This window comes from Streptomyces sp. Y20, assembly GCF_043195475.1.
GTDB lineage: Bacteria > Actinomycetota > Actinomycetes > Streptomycetales > Streptomycetaceae > Streptomyces.
On the sequence record NZ_JBIDDP010000005.1, the window covers coordinates 512,088 to 530,485 of the forward strand.

The 18,398-nt window shown below is 74.9% G+C and carries 14 protein-coding genes; 8 read left to right on the top strand and 6 right to left on the bottom strand.

What is annotated here, in order from left to right; genetic code table 11:
- Positions 1 to 2 precede the first annotated feature (2 nt).
- The 6 genes from ACGFT1_RS16660 (at position 3) to ACGFT1_RS16685 (ending at position 7,276) form a co-directional block, all read left to right on the top strand.
- Positions 3 to 1,364, top strand: a complete 1,362-nt coding sequence (locus ACGFT1_RS16660; protein ID WP_373909677.1) for an O-antigen ligase family protein — start codon at positions 3 to 5, stop codon at positions 1,362 to 1,364.
- A gap of 478 nt (positions 1,365 to 1,842) precedes the next feature.
- Positions 1,843 to 3,597, top strand: a complete 1,755-nt coding sequence (gene murJ, locus ACGFT1_RS16665) for a murein biosynthesis integral membrane protein MurJ (RefSeq protein WP_373909721.1) — start codon at positions 1,843 to 1,845, stop codon at positions 3,595 to 3,597.
- Positions 3,581 to 4,348, top strand: a complete 768-nt coding sequence (locus ACGFT1_RS16670) for a polysaccharide deacetylase family protein (protein WP_373909678.1) — start codon at positions 3,581 to 3,583, stop codon at positions 4,346 to 4,348. The genes murJ and ACGFT1_RS16670 overlap by 17 nt, the downstream gene beginning before the upstream one ends.
- Positions 4,345 to 5,502, top strand: coding sequence for a glycosyltransferase (locus tag ACGFT1_RS16675; protein WP_373909679.1), 1,158 nt, complete (start codon positions 4,345 to 4,347; stop codon positions 5,500 to 5,502). Before ACGFT1_RS16670 ends, ACGFT1_RS16675 begins: the two co-directional genes overlap by 4 nt.
- On the top strand, positions 5,499 to 6,152 hold the full coding sequence (locus ACGFT1_RS16680) for a lipopolysaccharide biosynthesis protein (RefSeq protein ID WP_373909680.1): 654 nt from the start codon (positions 5,499 to 5,501) through the stop codon (positions 6,150 to 6,152). The genes ACGFT1_RS16675 and ACGFT1_RS16680 overlap by 4 nt, the downstream gene beginning before the upstream one ends.
- Entirely contained in the window at positions 6,149 to 7,276 is a 1,128-nt protein-coding gene (locus ACGFT1_RS16685; RefSeq protein WP_373909681.1) for a GNAT family N-acetyltransferase, read from the top strand. The genes ACGFT1_RS16680 and ACGFT1_RS16685 overlap by 4 nt, the downstream gene beginning before the upstream one ends.
- Here ACGFT1_RS16685 and ACGFT1_RS16690 read toward each other — a convergent pair.
- A complete protein-coding gene (locus ACGFT1_RS16690; RefSeq protein ID WP_373909682.1) occupies positions 7,273 to 8,601 on the bottom strand; it encodes a glycoside hydrolase family 26 protein in 1,329 nt (442 codons plus the stop codon). The genes ACGFT1_RS16685 and ACGFT1_RS16690 overlap by 4 nt on opposite strands.
- Before the next feature lie 155 nt (positions 8,602 to 8,756).
- Here ACGFT1_RS16690 and ACGFT1_RS16695 point away from each other — a divergent pair, with 155 nt between their 5' ends.
- Both ACGFT1_RS16695 and ACGFT1_RS16700 read left to right on the top strand, forming a co-directional pair.
- Positions 8,757 to 10,046, top strand: coding sequence for an ATP-grasp domain-containing protein (locus ACGFT1_RS16695; protein WP_373909683.1), 1,290 nt, complete (start codon positions 8,757 to 8,759; stop codon positions 10,044 to 10,046).
- Positions 10,046 to 11,302: an NAD(P)-binding domain-containing protein gene (locus tag ACGFT1_RS16700; RefSeq protein WP_373909684.1), complete on the top strand. Its 1,257-nt coding sequence runs from the start codon at positions 10,046 to 10,048 to the stop codon at positions 11,300 to 11,302. Before ACGFT1_RS16695 ends, ACGFT1_RS16700 begins: the two co-directional genes overlap by 1 nt.
- Before the next feature lie 48 nt (positions 11,303 to 11,350).
- Here the strand turns inward: ACGFT1_RS16700 and ACGFT1_RS16705 are convergent, their stop codons facing one another.
- The 5 genes from ACGFT1_RS16705 to ACGFT1_RS16725 all read right to left on the bottom strand — a co-directional run bounded on the left by ACGFT1_RS16705 (position 11,351) and on the right by ACGFT1_RS16725 (position 17,973).
- Positions 11,351 to 12,151, bottom strand: coding sequence for a hypothetical protein (locus tag ACGFT1_RS16705; protein WP_373909685.1), 801 nt, complete (start codon positions 12,149 to 12,151; stop codon positions 11,351 to 11,353).
- Between the two features lie 123 nt (positions 12,152 to 12,274).
- On the bottom strand, positions 12,275 to 12,502 hold the full coding sequence (locus ACGFT1_RS16710; RefSeq protein WP_373909686.1) for a chaplin: 228 nt from the start codon (positions 12,500 to 12,502) through the stop codon (positions 12,275 to 12,277).
- A gap of 153 nt (positions 12,503 to 12,655) precedes the next feature.
- On the bottom strand, positions 12,656 to 13,510 hold the full coding sequence (locus ACGFT1_RS16715) for an ABC transporter permease (protein WP_373909687.1): 855 nt from the start codon (positions 13,508 to 13,510) through the stop codon (positions 12,656 to 12,658).
- On the bottom strand, positions 13,507 to 16,158 hold the full coding sequence (locus ACGFT1_RS16720) for a CocE/NonD family hydrolase (protein WP_373909688.1): 2,652 nt from the start codon (positions 16,156 to 16,158) through the stop codon (positions 13,507 to 13,509). The genes ACGFT1_RS16715 and ACGFT1_RS16720 overlap by 4 nt, the downstream gene beginning before the upstream one ends.
- Before the next feature lie 333 nt (positions 16,159 to 16,491).
- Positions 16,492 to 17,973, bottom strand: coding sequence for an APC family permease (locus tag ACGFT1_RS16725; RefSeq protein WP_373909689.1), 1,482 nt, complete (start codon positions 17,971 to 17,973; stop codon positions 16,492 to 16,494).
- Positions 17,974 to 18,398: the final 425 nt, after the last annotated feature.

Here is an 18,398-nt window from a genome sequence, read left to right on the forward strand (position 1 = left end):
CGATGGCCCTCGCCCTGCCGCTCGACCGCCCCGTGCGGCTCTCCCCGGTGCTGCCGGTGGTGGCCGTGGTCGCCCTGCTCGCGCTGCCGGTCACGCCCGACGGCGACGGCGGCGCCGGGCCCGCCGACGCGCTGTCCGCGCTGGTCGTCGTGGCGTGCGCGGTATGCCTGCTGCGGGCACGCCGCCGCCCGCTCACCCGGACCGCCGCGGTGGTCCTCGGTCTGCCGGTGGCCGGGGTGGCGCTCGCCGCGCTGCACGCGGTCTCACCGGGTGCCGGGATCACCGGCCTGGGCCGCTACCTCCAGGTCTTCGTGCTGGTCCCGGCGGCCGTCGTGCTGCTCGTCCGCGGCCGCCGCGACTTCCGGCTGCTGGCCTGGTCGTTCGTGGCCCTCGCGGGATGGCAGGGGGCGGTGGGCGTGCACCAGTACGTCACCGGGACCGGGGCCTCCTACCAGGGCGAGGACGTCCGCGCGGTCGGCACCTTCGGGGTGACGGACGTGATGGGCATGGCGACCGTGGTGGCCTTCGGGCTGGTCTGCGCGGTGGGGCTGGCGCTCGGCCGGACCGCGGCGCGCGAGCGCGCCGTCGCGCTCTGCTGCGCGCTCGCCCTGACCGTCCCCCTCGCCGTGTCCTTCAGCCGGGGCGCCTGGATCGCCACCGTGGTCACGCTCACCGTCCAGCTGGTGCTGTCCGGGCTGCGCCGGGCGCTGCGGGTGGGGGCGGCCGTGGTGGCCGTGGGCGCGGTGCTGGTCGGCGGGTTCGGGACGGGTACGGCCATGCTCCAGGAGCGGATCGACAGCATCGGCCAGGTCACCGACGCGCCCGACCAGTCGGTCACCGACCGGTACACGATGTGGGCGGCGGCCGGCGACATGTGGCGCGCGCGCCCGCTGACCGGCGTAGGCCTGAAGGGGTTCCCCGAGTACCGCGACGCGTACGCCTCGCTCGCGCTGTCCTCGGGCAGCGACACCGAGGGCGCGGGCGCCGCCTTCCGCCGGCAGCCGCTGCTGTCCCCGCACAACATGTACCTGCTGGTGCTGGGCGAACAGGGCCTGATCGGGCTGCTCTGCCTGGCGGGCAGCTGGCTCGCCCTGCTGGTGTGCGCCCTGCGCGGCCTGTGGCGGGCCCGCGCGGCCGGCGGCCGGGGCCTGGACTGCGCGCTGGTCGCCTGCGGGCTGCTGGTGTGGCAGCTCGTGGACTTCGCGTACGCCGACATCGGAGGACCGTCGACCGTGCTGACGGCCGTGTGCTTCGGCCTGGTCGCCTGGTGGGCGCTGGCCGGCGGCGACCGGGTCGCCGGCGAGGGGCGGACCGCCGCACCGGCCGGACGGGGAACGGTGACGGATGAGGCGGCCCTGCGATGACGACGACACCACCCCGCACGCCCCGCACGCCGTCGGAGTGCCGGAGGCCGACACGATGACGACCCCCACGACCGGCGGAGCCCCGGACCCGGAGACGGCCACCGCGGAACAGCCGGCGACGCGTGCGCGCGGAGGGCCGCGCCCGGGCTCCGGCTCAGGGACCGGCGTGCCACCGGGGCCGGTGGCCGGTCCGGGTCAGGGCGCGGAGGCCGGTGAGGCCGCCACCCCGGCGGCCGGTCCGCGCTCCGGGCCGGAGGCCGTGACGACACCGAGGTCGACGGCGCGTCCGGAACCGGGGGCGGAGGCCGGTCCGGCACCGTCGGGGCGTGCCAGGGCCGGGGGCTGGCCGAGAGCCGGTACGGCACGGAGGCCCGCGGCGGCTCCCGACCTCGGGGGGCCGGGGGCCGGTTCCGAGGCCGGTGGCGTGTCCAGGTCCGCGCTCGTGTCGGAGGCCGGGAGTGGCAGGGCCGCCCTGCCGATGGCGCGGTCGGCCGTGCCCCTCCCGGCGCATCGCACCACGGCAGGCGGCCCGGCCACGGCCCCGGCGGACCCCGTGCCGACCTCGCCGGCCCTACCGCCCCCGCCGTCACCGGCCCCCGGACCGGCGCCCGCGCCCGCGTCCGTGTCCGCGCCGCCCGTGGAGGCCGCACCTCCGCCCCCCGACCTCCCGCACCCGACCCGCGGGTTCCTCGCCAGGGCGACGCTCGTCACCGCGTCGCTGTCCATCGTGGCGGCGTTGCTCGGGCTGTTGCGGGACCAGTCGTTGGCGCGGTTGTTCGGGGCCGGGCAGGACACGGACGCCTTCCTGGTGGCGTGGACCGTGCCGGAGTTCGCGGCCACGCTGCTCATCGAGGACGGACTGGCGTTCGTGCTGATCCCGGCGTTCAGCCGGGCCCTGGCGAGCCGCGCCCAGGGCGCCCCGGGGGATCCGGTGCGGTCGCTGGTCGCGGGCACCCTGCCCCGGCTCGCGCTGTCGTTCGCGACGGTCGGGGCGCTGCTCGCGCTGGCGGCACCGCAGTTCGTCGGGGTGCTCGCCCCGGGCCTGCCCGATCCGGGGCTCGCCGTGGACTGCACCCGGCTCACGGCGACCTGTGTGTTCAGCTTCGGCCTCGCCGGATACTTCAGCGCGGTGCTCCGGGCGCACCGCCGCTTCCTGGCACCCGCCGCGATCTACATCGCGTACAACGTCGGCATCGTCACGGCGATGTACGTGCTCGGCACCCGCTGGGGCGTGCGTTCGGCCGCGTTCGGGGTGGCGGCGGGCGGCTGCCTGATGGTGTTGGTCCAGCTTCCTTTGCTGGTGCGGGAGTTGCGCCGCCGTCCGGGGAGGACGGAGGTCGGGGCCGTGACCACTGCGCGGCCGATGGGCGTGCGGCTGCTGGCCACGGTGCTGCTGTTCGCGCTGTGCCGGCAGTCGCAGGTGCTGATCGAGCGGTTCCTCGCCTCGGGCCTGCCCGCCGGGGCCATCAGCCACCTGAACTACGCGCAGAAGGTCGCGCAGATCCCGATGACCCTGTCGATGATGCTGTGCACGGTCACGTTCCCGGTGGTGGCGCGGGCCCTGGCCGACGGGGACATCGAGCGGGCCCGGATCCGGGTGGAGCGGGACCTCGCGCTGGCCGCGCGCCTGGTGCTGCTCGGCACCGCGGCGGTCGTGGCGTGCGCGCCGCAGCTGATCGGGCTGCTGTTCCAGCGGGGCGCGTTCACGGCCCAGGACACCGCGGCGACCGCCGGGGTGATGCGGGTCTACGCGCTCGGGCTGCTCGGCCAGACCCTGACCGGGGTCCTGGTCCGCTCCTACTTCTCGGCGGGCCGCGTCACCTGGTACCCGCTGGCCGCGATGACCGCGGGGATCGTCGTGACGTCCGGCGCCGGCGCCTGGACGGTCGGGCCCTGGGGGGTCACCGGGATCGCCGCGGCCAACGCCACCGGCATCACGCTCACCGCCGTCCTGCTGCTCGCCGGCATGCGCCGCCGGAGCGTGCCCATCCGCACGGGGGCCGTGCTGCGCGGGCTGGGCCGGCCGCTGGGGGCGGCGGGGGTGGCCGCCGTGGCCGGTGCCTTCGCGGCGGCCCTGTGCTCGGCCCCGTTCGCCGGGCTCGTGGCCGGCGGCACCGCGGTGACCGTCGTGTCCGCCCTGCTCGGCCTGGGTCCAGGGGCCCGGGGTCCGGCTTCCGCTCTCCGTTCCGTACGCTCCCACACCCGAAGGCTCGCCCATGCCGTCTTCCGTTGAGTCCGTTCACGCGGCGACCTCGGCCGCCGCCGGCACCGGTCCGGTCCCGTGGATCGCCATGTACCACTCGGTCGGTGACTGTTCCGACGACCCGTACCGCATCACGGTCACCCCCGACCGGCTGGACCGGCAGCTGTGCTGGCTGCGCGGTCAGGGGCTGCGCGGGGTGTCCGTGGGCGAGCTGCTCGCCGCCCGGGCCCGGGGTGAGGGGCGGGACCTGGTGGGTCTCACCTTCGACGACGGGTACGCCGACTTCGTCGCCCACGCCCTGCCCGTGCTGGCGCGCCGGGGGTGCACGGCCACCCTGTTCGTGCTGCCCGGCCGGCTCGGCGGCGACAACGCCTGGGATCCACGGGGCCCGCGCAAGCCGCTGCTGACCGCCGACGGCATCCGGCGGGCCGCGGCGGCGGGTGTCGAGATCGGCTCGCACGGCCTCACCCACGTCGATCTGACCCGGGCCGATGACGCGCGGCTGGCGGCGGAGACCGCCGACAGCCGGGCCGCGCTGGAGGAGCTGACGGGCACCCCGGTGAGCGGCTTCTGCTATCCGTACGGCACGGTCGACCGGCGCGCCGTGGACGCCGTACGGCGGGCCGGTTACGGCTACGCCTGCGCCATCGACCCCGGTGGGCTGAACGGCCCGTACGTCCTGCCGCGCGTGCACGTCGGGCAGAACGACACCCCCGTACGCCTGTTCCTGAAGTACCGGCTGCACCGGTTGCGCCGGCGGCCGGTCGAGGGGCTGCGGTGAGGGCGCTGCACGTCATCACCGGACTCGGGGTGGGCGGCGCCGAGCAGCAACTGCGGCTGCTGCTGCGCCATCTGCCCGTCGAGTGCGACGTGGTGACGCTGACCGAGCCCGGGGCGGTTGCCGACGGGCTGGCGGCCGACGGGGTCCGGGTGGTGCACCTGGGCATGGCCGGCAACCGCGACCTGGGCGCGCTGCCCCGGCTGGCCGGGATCGTCCGGCGGGGCCGGTACGACCTCGTGCACACCCACCTCTACCGGGCCTGCCTGTACGGGCGGATCGCCGCCCGGCTGGCCGGGGTGCGGGCGGTCGTCGCCACCGAACACTCCCTGGGTGACTCGCAGATGGAGGGCCGGCCGCTCACCGCGGGGGTGCGTTCGCTGTATCTGCTGGGCGAGCGGCTGGGCCGGTCCACCGTCGCCGTGTCGCCCACGGTCGCCGCCCGGCTGACCCGCTGGGGGGTGCCGGGGCCGCGCATCGCGGTCGTCCCCAACGGCATCGACCTGGAACGTTTCGCCTTCGACCCGGTGGCTCGCCGGCACACCCGGCAGCGCCTCGGGCTGCCCGAGGACGCGTTCGTCGTCGGCGGCATCGGCCGGCTCGTCGCCGGCAAACGCTTCGACGTCGCCGTCCGCGCCCTGGCCGTGCTGCCCGACGACTGCCGGCTGCTGCTGGTCGGCGGCGGACCGGAGGAACGCGCGCTGCGGCGGACCGCGCGGGAGGCGGGGGTCGCGGACCGGGTGCTCTTCGCCGGCGAGCGGCCGTACCTGCCGGACGGCTCGGCCGGGCCCGGTCTGCCCGCGCTGGCCTCGGCGATGGACGTGCTCGCCGCCCCCTCCCCGGAGGAGGCGTTCGGCCTCGCGGTCGTGGAGGCGCTCGCGGCCGGACTGCCCGTGCGCTACACCTCCTGCCCGGCCCTGGAGGACCTGCCGCCCGGCGCCGCCCCGGACGCGCTGCGCGTCCCCTGCGACGCCGGCGCCTACGCCCGTGCGCTCGCCGGGGTCCGTGCCGCCGGACCGGGCCCGCGCACCGCGCCGGAGGCGGCCCGCCACTACTGCATCACCCGCAGTGCCGCCCGGCTCATGGACGTCTACACGGCGGCGCTCGCCCACAGGGTCCCGAAGTCCCGATCCCCTCAGGAGGTCAGCCACTCATGACCGACAACCACACCCGGCACCGCTCCTCCCGTCTGTTCCGCGTCCGCGCGCTGCCTTCCTGGGCGCTGGTGGCGGCCGGCGTCCTCGCGGGCGGACTGCTGGGCGGGGGGTACGGCGTGCTGAAGACCCCGCAGTACACGGCGACCAGCTATGTCATCGCCGTTCCGACGGAACGGTCCGACACCGCCACCGCACTCGGTTTCGCCCAGGCCTACGGCCGGGTCGCCACCCAGCTCGCGGTCATCGGCGACGCGCAGGTGGAGGCCGGGGTGCCGGTGCGGACCCTGCGCGACAGCGTGCGCACCGCGACGTCGCCGGACGCCCCCATGGTGGCCGTCTCCGCCGTCTCCGCCCGCCCGTCCCAGGCCACCGACATGGCCAACGCGGTCGCCCACGCCCTCATCCGGCACGCCGACGCCGCCAAGGCGGGCACGCACGTCGGGCTCCAGCAGTTCTCCCGGGCGGTGACGCCTGCCGAGCCGGGCTCGGCCTCCGCCGCGGTGACCGGGCTGGTCGGGGCGAGCGCGGGCGGGCTGCTCGGCGCTCTGGCGCTGCTGGTCCGGCCGGGGCGCCGGCCGGAGGACGAGACGGTGCGTCCGGCCTCGGTGCCCGGCCCGGCCGTCGCCGCCGACGCGCACGGCCAGCTGTGACCGCGACGTACTCGGCGCGCACCGCACCCGCCGTCCTCACGGTGGAGGTCGTCACCGACGAGGCCGCCTTCGCGGCCATGACCCCGGCCTGGGGGCGATTGTACGAGCGGTGCGCCGCCGCGACCCCGTTCCAGACCCATGCCTGGCTGCACTCGTGGTGGCTGTCGTACGGCCGGCCCGGCCGGCTCCGGCTGCTGGTGGTGCGGGCCGGCCGCGACCTGGTGGCCGTCGCGCCGCTGATGCTGGTCAGCCGGCCGCTGCCCGCGCTGGTACCGCTCGGCGGGGCGATCTCCGACTACACGGACGTCCTGCTGGACGACACCGACGACGGGCGGGCCGCCGGCGCGCTCACCGAGGCGCTCGCGGACGCGGCCCGCACGGCACTGGTCGACTTCCGCGAGGTGCGCCCGGGCGGCGCGGTCGAGCGGGTGTACGACCGCTGGAACGGGCCGCGCCGTGTGGTCCGCGACTCGCTGTGCCTGGAGCTGCCCGCCGTGCCCATGGCCGAGCTGATCGCCCGGCTGCCGTCGGGCAAGTCCGGCCAGCGGGCGCGGGCCCAGCTGCGCAAGCTGGCCGCGCTGGGGGTGCGGCGGCGGGCCGTGGGGCCGGAGGAGGTGGAGGCGGCGCTCGGCCTCCTGCTGGAGCTGCACCGGCTCCAGTGGCAGGGCCGGAAGGTGACCGGCGAGCATCTGCGGCCCCGGTTCCAGGAGCATCTGGTGCGCGCGGTGGGCCCGATGGTGCGCTCGGGCAACGCGGTGGTCACCGAGTTCACGATCGGCGACGAGGTGGTGGCCGTCGACCTGACCCTGCTCTCGCGCAGCCTGACCGGCGGCTACCTCTACGGCGCCCATCCGAGCCTCAGGCAGCGGAAGGCGGACGTGGCGGTGATGCTGCTGGACGCGTGCGCCGAGCACCGCGGCGGCGACCCTGCGGGCACGCTGAGCCTGCTGCGCGGTGACGAGCCGTACAAGCGTCACTGGCGGCCCGAACCGGTCGTCAACCAGCGGTTTCTCATGGCCCGTCGGCGCACCGCCCCGCTGCTGACAGCCGCGCTGTGCGACGCGACCGCCCGGCAGCGGGGCAGGGAGGTGCTGCACCGGTGGCGGGCACACGGGCAGGGCTAGCGGCTGCGCGACCACCAGCCGAGGCGGACGCAGAGCTTTCCGCCGAGCCAGTACTCGACCCAGTCGCCGAGGTTCAGCGGCGAGCAGTCGGCCGCGGGCTTCGTGGTGGGCGAGGGCTTGGGGACGGCGGTCGGGGTCGGCGTGGGCGCCGGGGCCGGCCGGTCGGTGCGGCCGTACAGGGCGGTCCGGTAGATCCGCGACGAGCGGGGGTTGGCCGAGCACTGCCACACGCCGTGCGGGCAGTAGTCGGTCAGCGCGTTGTACAGCGGCCGGTGTTCGTCGATCCAGGCGAGCATGCGCCGCATGTACTCGGCGTTGTCGCCGTTGCGGAAAAGGCCCCATTCCGGATAGGAGATGGGCTTGCCGTGGGATTTCGCGAATTCCACGTGCTGCTGGAGGCCGAAGGGCTCTTTCACCTGCTGGTCGAACGACGATCCACTCGGCTGGTCGTAGGAATCCATGCCGATGATGTCGACCGTGTCGTCCCCCGGGTAGCACTCGGTCCAGGGTACGGCGTCCCGGCCGCGGCTCGGCGCGAAATCGAAACGGAACGCTTGGCCGGGAACCGAGCGCATGGTGGTGACGATCCTGTTCCAGTACGTCTTCCATGCCTCGGGGTCCGGTCCGCAGCGGTGGGTGTAGGTGGTGCCGTTCATCTCCCAGCCGAGCACGATGACGGTGTCCGGCACCTTCAGCCGCACCAGCCGTTCGGCCAGGGCCCTGAAGTGACGGTCGAAGGCGCCGGTCGCGGCCTGCCCCAGCAGTCGCCGCACCTCGGAGTCGGGGACGTTCTCCTCGTTGCGCTCCTGCATCGGCACGTTGAGGACGAGGGTGCGGTCGGCCTTCTCGCGCCTCCAGTGCGCCCAGACGTCCAGGAAGCCGGGCGGACCCTCGATGTCCTGCCAGCGGCCACCGGGCAGATAGGTATGGGCGACCTTCAGTTCGGTCCCGCCTAGCCAGTGGCTCAGGTCGGCCATCCGGGCGACCCCGCGGGCCCCGGAGTCCAGGAAGGCCCCGAACGGCGGGACCGCCCGCGTCGGTACGGGCGTGGCCGGTGCGGCCGGCGGGACGGCCGGCCCCGCCGGAGTGGCCTGCGGGGTGGCCCGCGGGGCCGCCGGTGCGACCGGGACGACCGGCGGGGCCGCCGGTGCCGCTGCCGCCGGTGCGGTGGGGCCCGGGGCCGTCTGGGCGGGTGCTGGAGGGCCGACGGCCCACGCCGCCCCCGCCGCGGATCCGGGTCCGGTCACCAGGACGACCGAGGCGGTGACCGCCGCCGCGACCACGGTCAGCCGCCGGGAGCGGTCCCGTCGCTGCTGTAGAGCCATGCCTGCCCCTCTTTCTGCTCGACCGCGTTTTCGCCGTCAATATCTCGTTATTGACACACAGTCATATTCGTACGAAGTTCGCCAGTGCGGTTACGGCTTTCAGGTGGCCCGAACCCCCGCACGGACGAACTGACCGGAGAAAAAAGGAATCGCCCGTGTCGCTACTGGACATCCAGGTCCCCGCGGTGCTGCTGCGGATCGACCGGAATCCCTTTCACCACGGCACCCTGGGTGCCGTGCGCTCGCTCGGCAGGGCCGGGGTGGAGGTGCACGTCGTCGCCGACTCCACGCCCAGTCCGGTGCACGTGTCACGTTTCGTACGGCGGCTGCACCCGCCGCCGGCGCCCGGCGCGTCCACCCGTGAGATCGCCACCGTGCTGCACCGGGTCGCGGCCCAGGTCGCCCGCCCGGCCGTGCTGATCACGATGGACGACGCCGGCGCCATCGCGGCCGGCCTCCTGCGGGAGGACCTGGCACCCGCCTACCTGCTGCCGCGACAGCCCGGCACGCTGCCCGGGCGGGTGGCGGACAAGGCGCAACTGGCCGGCATCTGCGCCGCCACCGGTGTCCCGCACCCGGTGACCCTCGTCCCGGACAGCGCCGGGGACGCGGCGGCGGCCACCCGGCGGCTGGGCCTGCCGGTGGTGGCCAAATGGAGCCGGCCCTGGCTGGTGCCGGCCGGCAGCGGGCTCCGCTCGACCGTGCTGCTGCGCTCGGCGCGGGAGGCGCGGGAGCTGTACCTGCGCACCGGCGAGGCGGGCAGCCCGCTGCTGCTGCAGGCCTACCTGCCGCCCGGCCCGGGCCGCGACTGGTTCTTCCACGGGTACGCCGACCACGCCGGTGTCCTGCGTGCCGGCGGATCCGGCCGCAAACAGCTGGCGTGGCCGCGCGGGGCGGGCCTGACCGCGGCCGGCCGGTGGACACCGGACCCCGAGGTGCGGGCGCTGGCCGAACGGCTCACCGGCGAACTGGGCTACCGGGGCATCCTCGACCTGGACTTCCGCCGCTGCGGCCGCACCGGCCGCTACCACCTGCTGGACTTCAACCCCCGCCCCGGCGCCCAGTTCCGGCTGTTCGCCGACAGTGCCGGCCTGGACGTCGTACGGGCCCTGCACCTGGACCTGACACACCGTCCACTGCCGGCCGGGGCGCCGCTGCCCGGCCGGGAGTTCGTGGTGGAGAACTACGCGCCGCTCACCGCGCTGCGCCCCGCGCCCCGGGGCCGCGAACTCGCCTGGTACGCCCCGGACGACCCGGCGCCCGGCCGGGTGATGTGGACGATGTGGGCCCGGCACGTGTCGGGCCGGCTCGCCGGACGCCTGCCCCTTCGCGCGAGACAGGCGGCACCGCCCGCGCCGCGGCCCCGGCTCGACACGGTCCACCGGGTGAGCGCCCAGGACCTCCCCCACGCCCTGACCGACGACGAGAAAGCGAGCAGCTGCTGATGTATGACCTGTTGGTGGTGGGCGCCGGCCCGTACGGCCTGTCCATCGCGTCGCACGCCGCGGCGGCCGGGCTGGACGTCCGCGTCCTCGGGCGGCCCATGGAGTCCTGGCGTGATCACATGCCGAGCGGCATGTTCCTGAAGTCGGAACCCTGGGCCTCCAACCTGTCCGATCCGGAAGGCCGTTGGCGGCTGGACGTGTTCTGCGCCTTCCGCGGCATCACGGCCCGGCACGCCGAGCCGGTCCCGCTGGAGATCTTCACCGAATACGGCCTGTGGTTCGCCCGCAACGCCGTCCCCCCGATCGACGAACGGATCGTGACCCGGGTGGCGCCTCGCGCCGGCGGCTTCGAGGCCGTCACCGAGGACGGGGAGACGCTCACCGCGCGGACCGTCGTCGCGGCCGTGGGCGTGCTGCCGTTCACCGAGATCCCGGCCGCACTGCGCGGCCTGCCGCCGACCCTGGTCTCGCACAGCAGCCACCACGCCTCGCTCGACCGCTTCCGCGGCCAGGACGTCACCGTGGTGGGCGGTGGCCAGGCGGCCCTGGAGACGGCCGCGCTCCTCGCCGAGCAGGGCACCCGGGTCCGGGTGCTGGCCCGCGCGGACCGGCTGTACTGGAACGACGTGCCGCCGGCCTGGGAGCGGCCCTGGTGGCGTTCGGCCCGCTCCCCGCACAGCGGACTGGGCCCCGGCTGGCGGAACTGGTTCTACGCCGAGCGGCCCGGCCTGTACCGGCGGCTGCCGGAGCGCACCCGGACCCGGATCGCCACCGACGCGCTGGGCCCGGCCGGTGCCTGGTGGGTGCGCGAGCGGGTGGAACGGCAGGTCGAGCTGCTGCCGGGCCGGGAGGTGGTGCGGGTCCGTGAGGTGCCGGGCGGGCTGCGGCTGGAGACCGCGGCCCGGCGGGGCGGTCCGGCCGTGCTGGAGACGGAGCACGTGATCGCCGCGACCGGATTCCGGGCCGGCCTCGACCGGATGCGGCTGCTCTCCCCCGACCTGCGCGCGCTGCTGGCGACGGGCGCCGACGGGGCACCGGCGGTGGGACCGGAGTTCGAGTCGTCGTACCCCGGTCTGTTCCTTGCCGGTCTGGTCACGGCCGCGGGCTTCGGCCCGGCCATGCGGTTCGTGCACGGCGCGACGTTCACGGCGGGCACGCTGGTGCGCGGGGTACGGCGGCGGCTGCGCACGGGTCCGGCCGGCTGGGACGCCCGGGCCGCCCGGCGTCACATGGTGCCGGAGGCGGTGGGGCGCTGACCGCTGCCGCACGGCGGGGTGCCGGGCCTGAGCCCGGCACCCGGCGCGCTACCGCCGGGAGGCGGCCCTGCCTCGCCGGTACAGGACCGTCCCGGCCGCGATCAGCGCGGCACTGGCGGCCGAGATCACGATCATGGTCCGGGCATCACGGCCGGTGTGCGGCAGGGTGGGCGGTTGCCCCGCGTGGTCCTCGCCCCCGCCGCCGCTCGGGGGCGTGGTGTGCCCGCCGCTGGGCGGGGTGGTGTGGCCGCCACTCGGCGGAGCGGTACCGCCACCGCCGTGAGGGGGCGGGGTCGTCTCGCTGTCGCCGTAGGGAGGCGGCGTCGTCTCGCTGTCGCCGTAGGGAGGGGGGGTCGTCTCCCTGCCGCCGTAGGGAGGCGGTGTCGTCTCGCTGCCGCCGGGGTGGGGAGGGGGAGTGGTCTCGCCGGCGTGGGGCGGTGAAGTCGCCTCGCCACCCCCGTGGGGCGACGGGGTGGTCCCCTCAGCATGCCGAGGCGGAGTGGTCCCGCCACCGCCGTACGGAGGCGTGGAGCGGTCGGTACCGGGGACGGAACGGTCGTCGGAGCCGTCGTAGCCCGCGCCGTCGTGCTCGTCACGGTGCTCACTGCCCCCGTGCCGCTTCGACACGATGGCACAGGACTCGTCGGACGCCGGGTTCGACGCGGCAGCCCCGCCGACGGAGTCGCCGCAGCCGTCGACCGGGTCGACCGGGGCCGGGGCTTCGCTCCCGGCCGGCACCCCGGCAAGACCCTGCGCGTGGGAGCCGGCGAACGCGGCGCCGCCGTACAGGAACAGGATGCCGGTCGCGGTCGCGGCCACGACCATGCCCCTGCTGAGAGCCTGTCGCATTCTCGTGGTCCTCCTGCTCGAGGAAATGGGAAAGCCGGCCCCGGAACGAAGATTCGACGGATCGACGTTCCAGGGCCGGCCCGGACGCGGCCGGTGGGCCGGTGGTTCGCGCGCGAACGGATGTCAGTCGTTGACGCAGACGTTGCCGAACGTCGGGTTCAGCGCACCGACGATGTTGACGGAGTTGCCGCAGATGTTGATCGGAATGTGGATCGGAGCTTGGACGACGTTGCCCGACAGCACGCCCGGCGAGTTGACGGCGACGCCGTTCGCACTCGAGTCGGCGAAGGCGGGTCCGGCCAGGCTCAGGGCCAGGACGGCGCCCGCGACAACGGCAGCGGTTCTCTTCATGGATGTTCCCTTCTTAGGGTCATGCCACGATGACCGGCCGGACCGTGTACGCACGGCGTGGACGGTTGCGGCACGGAACGAGGGATAGACACGACGGGCGGCCGCAGAACGCCGACCGACCGGTATTCACTCGATCGCGCCGCATCTCGCACGCTAGGAGACGACGTCCTTTCGGGAGAAGCCCCGGAAGGCCAGGGCGAACAGCACGAGCGCGTACGTCACGGACAGCGCGCTGCCCTGGATCATCCCCGACCACTCGGGGTGCGGCTGGACGGCGTCGGCCCAGGCGAACTGCCAGTGCGCGGGCAGGAAGTCCCGCCAGTGGCCGAGGGCGGTGACGGCGTCCAGGACGTTGCCGACGATGGTCAGGCCCACCGCGCCGCCGACCGCGCCGAGCGGGGCGTCCGTCTTCGTGGACAGCCAGAACGCCAGCCCGGCGGTGACCAGCTGGGAGACGAAGATGTACGCCACGGCCACCACGAGCCGCTGGGCCGCCGTGCCCGTGTCCAGCGCGCCGCCCGTGGGTATCTCCAGCGGGCCCCAGCCGTAGGCGGCGGTGCCGGCCGCCAGGGCGACGAGCGGCAGCAGCAGCATGGCGGCGAGGCTCAGCCCGAGCGCGACGACGAGCTTGGACCACAGCAGCCGGGCGCGGGGCACGGGCGCGGCGAGCAGGTAGCGCAGCGAGGACCAGCTCGCCTCCGAGGCGACCGTGTCCCCGCAGAACAGGGCGACCGGGATGACCAGCAGGAAGCCCGCCGAGACGAACAGGTTCACGGCGGCGAAGTTGGCGCCGGAGGCGGTGGCCGTGTCCATCAGGGTGACCTGGTTGTTCCGGCTGCCCGGGTCGCCGCCGACGGCGAAGGCGATCAGCAGGACGAAGGGCAGCACGGCCAGGATCGCGCCCATGACCAGGGTGCGCCGCCGGGTGAGCTGGCGGACCAGCTCCACGCGCAGCGGCAGGGTGCGGCCCGCCCGGTAGCCGGGGGCGACCTCGGTGAGCGTGCTCATGCGGCACCTCCGATCAGGGTGAGGAAGGCGTCTTCGAGGCGGCGGTGGGCACCGACCGAGACGACCGGTACCGCCAGCCGGACCAGTTCCACGACCAGCCGCTCGGCCGTGCCGTCCGGTCCGAGGCGGATCAGCAGCCCGTCGTCGGCGCGCACGGCGGAGGCGACGCCGGGCAGTGCGGCCACCTTCTCCACCACCGGTTCCTCCACGGGGGTGGCGGTGCCGACCAGCAGTGTGTCGCCGGAGCCGGTGATCTCGCGGACCGGGCCGGCCTGCACGAGCCGGCCGCGGTCCATGACCACCAGGTGGGTGCAGGTCTGTTCGACCTCGGCGAGGAGATGGCTGGAGACGATCACGGTGCGGCCGGCGGCGGCGTAGCGGATCATCACCTCGCGCATCTCGCGGATCTGGGGCGGGTCGAGGCCGTTGGTGGGCTCGTCCAGGATGAGCAGGTCGGGCAGGCCGAGCATGGCCTGGGCGATGGCCAGCCGCTGACGCATGCCCTGGGAGTAGGTGCGCACGGCGCGGGCGAGCGCGTCGCCGAGGCCGGCGATCTCCAGGGCCTCGTCCAGGTGGGCGTCCTCGGGCGGGCGGCCGGTGGCCCGCCAGTACAGCTCCAGGTTCTCGCGGCCGGACAGGTGCGGCAGGAAGCCCGCGCCCTCCACGAACGCGCCGACCCGGGAGAGGACGGTGGCACCGGGCCGGATGGTGTGGCCGAACACCCGGATCTCGCCGTCGTCCGGCACGATCAGGCCCATCAGCATGCGCAGGGTGGTGGTCTTGCCCGCGCCGTTGGGTCCGAGCAGGCCGAGCACCTGGCCGCGTTCGACGCGGAAGGACAGCTCGCGCACCGCGTACCGGTCGGCGGAGCCGGCGTACCGCTTGTGCAGGTCGCGGATCACGAGCGGGACGTCCGCCAGCTCCGGGTCGGGTGCGGGGGCCGCGGTGCGGCGGCGGGCGGTGAGCAGCAGGGCGAGCGCGGTGACCGCGCCGGCCGCGGGCAGCCACCACACCCAGGCGGGCAGGGGGGCCGCCGCGGTGGTGACGGCGGGGGCCGTCGGCACGCTCAGGCCGCCCTTCAGGGCGACGGTGTAGGTGGCCGGGGCGGCCGGTGAGGCGTAGCCGAGGTCGGTGGAGGCCAGGACCAGGCGGACCCGGTGGCCCTTGCGCACCTCGTGGTCGATGGCCGGGAGGGTGACCGTGACGTCCTTGCCGGCCTTGGCGCCGGTCACCCGGAAGGGGGCGACCAGCTGGGCGGGCAGCACCTGCCCGGTGCCGCCGGGGGCGACGTCGTAGACCTTGCCGAACAGGACGGCGTCGTCGCGGGTGGAGGTGACGTGCACGGTGGCGGTCGGGGCGCCGGTGATCTGCAGGTCGCGGGTGAGGGGTGCCGAGTCGAAGTGCGCGTACTGGCCGGGGAAGTCCAGGGAGACGCCGACGCCCAGCGCGGACAGCTGGGCGAGGCCGCCGGAGCCGCCGAGGCCGGGCAGGGCGGAGACGCCGGGCGGGCTGGCGCCGGCCGGGTTGGCGACGTTCTGGGTGCGGCCGGTGAGGGCGAGGGTGTGCCGGTGGTCGTGCAGGCCGGGGTAGGCGGCGGCACTGGCGCCGCGCAGCCGGGCGGTGCCGTCGGTGGAGTCGACGCCTCCGGTGCGGGTGATCCGGAAGGCCGGGCCGGTGTCGGCGGCCCTGTCGCCCTTGAGGTACCGGTCGAACCACGCGTGTACGCGTGCCTCGACGCGGCCGGTCTCCATGTCGCCGCCGTCGTGTCCGCCGGCGATCCAGTCGACGTCGACGGGGGCGCCGTTCGCGCGGATCGCCCGTTGGGCCGCGTCGGCCTGGCCGAGGGTGAACAGGGAGTCCGTCTGCCCCTGCACGAGCAGGGTGGGCACCTTGATGCGGGTGCCGACGGCGGACGGCGAGCGTGCCTCCAGCAGGGCGCGGGCGGCCGGGTCCGGGGTGCCGGACTCGGCGACCCGGTCGTACATCCGGCACAGCGCGGGCTGGAACCTCGCGCAGCCGCCGCCGGTGTTCACGAAGATGCCGGCCCACAGCTTCTTGAACACCCCGTCGGGGAACAGGGCGTCCGCGAGGTTCCAGTAGGTGATGGCCGGGGCGATGGCGTCCACCCGGCGGTCGTGCCCGGCGGCGAGCAGCGAGACCGCGCCGCCGTAGGAGCCGCCGGCGACGCCCACGCGCGGGTCGCCGGGCCCGTCGAGCCGGACCTGGGGCTGCCGGGCCAGCCAGTCGACGAGCCGGGAGACGTCGGCGACCTCGCCCTCGGGGTCGTTCAGCCCGATCTTCCCCGTGGAGCGGCCGAAGCCGCGCGCGGACCAGGTCAGCACCGCGTACCCGTCGCCGGCGAGGTCCTCGGCCTGCCGGCGCATGTCGTCCTTGCTCCCGCCGAAGCCGTGCGCGAGCAGGACGGCGGGGTGCCGGCCGGCGCCGGCCGGGGTGAAGAACGAGGTGTCCAGGCGCACCCCGTCGACCGCCATGACCCGGTCGTCGCGGCGCACGGCCCGGGTGTCGCCGGAGGCGACGGCCGCCGTCCACGTCCCCGCACCGGCGAGCACGACGACGGCGGCCGCGCCGGCGAGGAGCCGGCGCGGCCCGCGCAGCAGCGCCCGCAGCCGGGGAGGTCGAAGATCCATGTTCCAACGGTACGGGCCGCCACCGACAACCGCCGCTGCCGGGGGACGGAGCCGAGTCCCCTCCCTGGGGCGTACGGGCGTGTCCCGGCGTACTTCACCCGTGGTACGGGGAGGCCCTGCGCGTCCGCCGGGTGCGCGGCGCCGACCGGTCCCCGCCGCGCACCCGGCCGGTCGTCCGGTTCGCCCGAACGAGGAGAAGGCCGTCGCCGGTCCCCGCCGGCGGCGGGCGGAGCGTCCACGCCGGCCACGACGTCGCCCTCGCCGCCTGTCGTGGTGCGGCGGTGAGGACGACGGGACGTGCGCCGTGGTACGCGGGGTGTCCGGGCCGGGCCCCTAGGCCTGTGCGGCCCCGGGGAGCGGCGCGCCCGCGGGGAGCTGTGTCCCCTCCGTGAGCTGCGGCCCTTCCGTGGTCGGCGCGTGCTCGACCGACCGGGCGTCCTCGGGGATGGACACCAGCCAGCGGGTCTCGCGGCGCGGGCGCAGGTAGAGCGCCCAGTAGAGGGTGGCGACGGCGGTGATGCCGCCGGTCCACAGCAGGTAGGTCGCCTCCTGCTGGGTCAGGATGTAGGCGAGGACGGCGATCAGCAGGAGCGGCACGGCAGGCCACAGCGGCATCCGCCAGGCGGTCGTGTGCTTGTGGGAGCCGCGGCGGGCGAGCAGGGCGGCGACCGCGACGAGCAGGTACATGCCGGTCACCGAGACGCCGGTGACGCCGTACAGGGTGTCGAGGTTGACGAAGCAGAGCAGCGCGCCGGGGATGCCGACCGCGAGCGTGGCGACCCACGGGGAGCCGAAGCGGCCGAGCTTGGCGAAGACGCTGTTGACGGGGCCGGGCCAGGCCTTGTCGCGGGCGGAGGCGAACAGCACGCGGGAGTTCTGGATGACCATGACGATGCCCGCGTTGATGATCGCGAGGGCGACGCAGAGGCTGACGAAGGTGCCGACCGCGGAGTTGGACCAGGCGGTGACCATGGCGCTGATGTCGCCGCCGGTCAGCTCCTTGAGGTCGCCGGCGCCCATGGTGATGGCGGCGACCGGGACCAGGATGACCACGGTGGAGATGGCGAGGGTGGCCATGACGGTCCGGGCGACGTTGCGGCGCGGGTTCTCCAGTTCCTCGGAGAGGTAGACGGCGGTGGAGAAGCCCTGGGTGACGAAGAGCGCGATGGCGAGCCCGGAGACGACCAGCATGGCGGTCACGGTGTCCGCGTGGCCGCCGGAGCCGGCGACCTGCATGGAGGTCAGGCTGCTCAGCCCGCGGTGGCTGTGCGAGAAGCCGAGCAGGGCGACGACCCCGGCGGCGATGACCTCCAGGACCAGGAAGATGCCGGTGATCCAGGCGTTGGCGCGCAGGTCGAGCAGGCCGGCGAGGGTGGCGAGCAGCATGACGCCGGCGCCGGTCATCGCCGGGTCGAGGTGGACGAGCGGGGCGAGGTAGTCGGCGGTGCCCATCGCGATGACGGGCGGCACGATCATGACGACCAGCAGGGAGAGCACGAAGACGAGCCAGCCCGCGAGGCGCCCGGCCATCGTGGAGACCATGGCGTACTCGCCGCCCGCGCTGGGGATGAGGGTGCCCAGCTCGGAGTAGCAGAACGCGACGGCGATGCAGAGGAGGGAGCCGATGCCGATCGTGAGGGCGGTGGCGGTGCCGAGTGAACCGAACAGGTCGGGGACGACGACGAAGAGCGTGGAGGCGGGCGTGACGCAGGACAGCGTCAGCAGCGTGCCGCCGACGACACCGATGGAGCGCTTCAGCTCGGGTGCGGGTGCTGTCGCGGTGTCGGCCACGGACTTCGGGAGCGTGTCGGTCATGCGGCGGTTCCGATCGACGTGAGCGGCTGAGGGTGGGGGGCGGGAGCGATATCGCCTCCGGCGGATCGTCGTACGTTCATCTCGTCCGCTCCCGGCGTTGCCTAGAGAACCCCGACGAAAACCGCCACGTCAATGGCCGTTTACCTGCGGAATCCGCAGCCCCGGAAACTTCGGTACCGCATCACTTTCCCAGGCTAGGACGCCCCATAGGTGTATCCATCAAGCCTCAACCAAGTGTGACCTTGTATTCAAAGGTAATTTCGACGGAACCCCTTCGCCATCCGTTTCGTCCGGCTGGAACGGGAACCGCAGCGCGTGTTTCAAAAAAATGTCAGCGGTCCGGTATCCGGACCGCTGATCTGGTCGCGCTCATGCCAATATCACCCGCTGGGGTGTGCCGGGGCCGGAAGCGGCGGCGCCCCGTC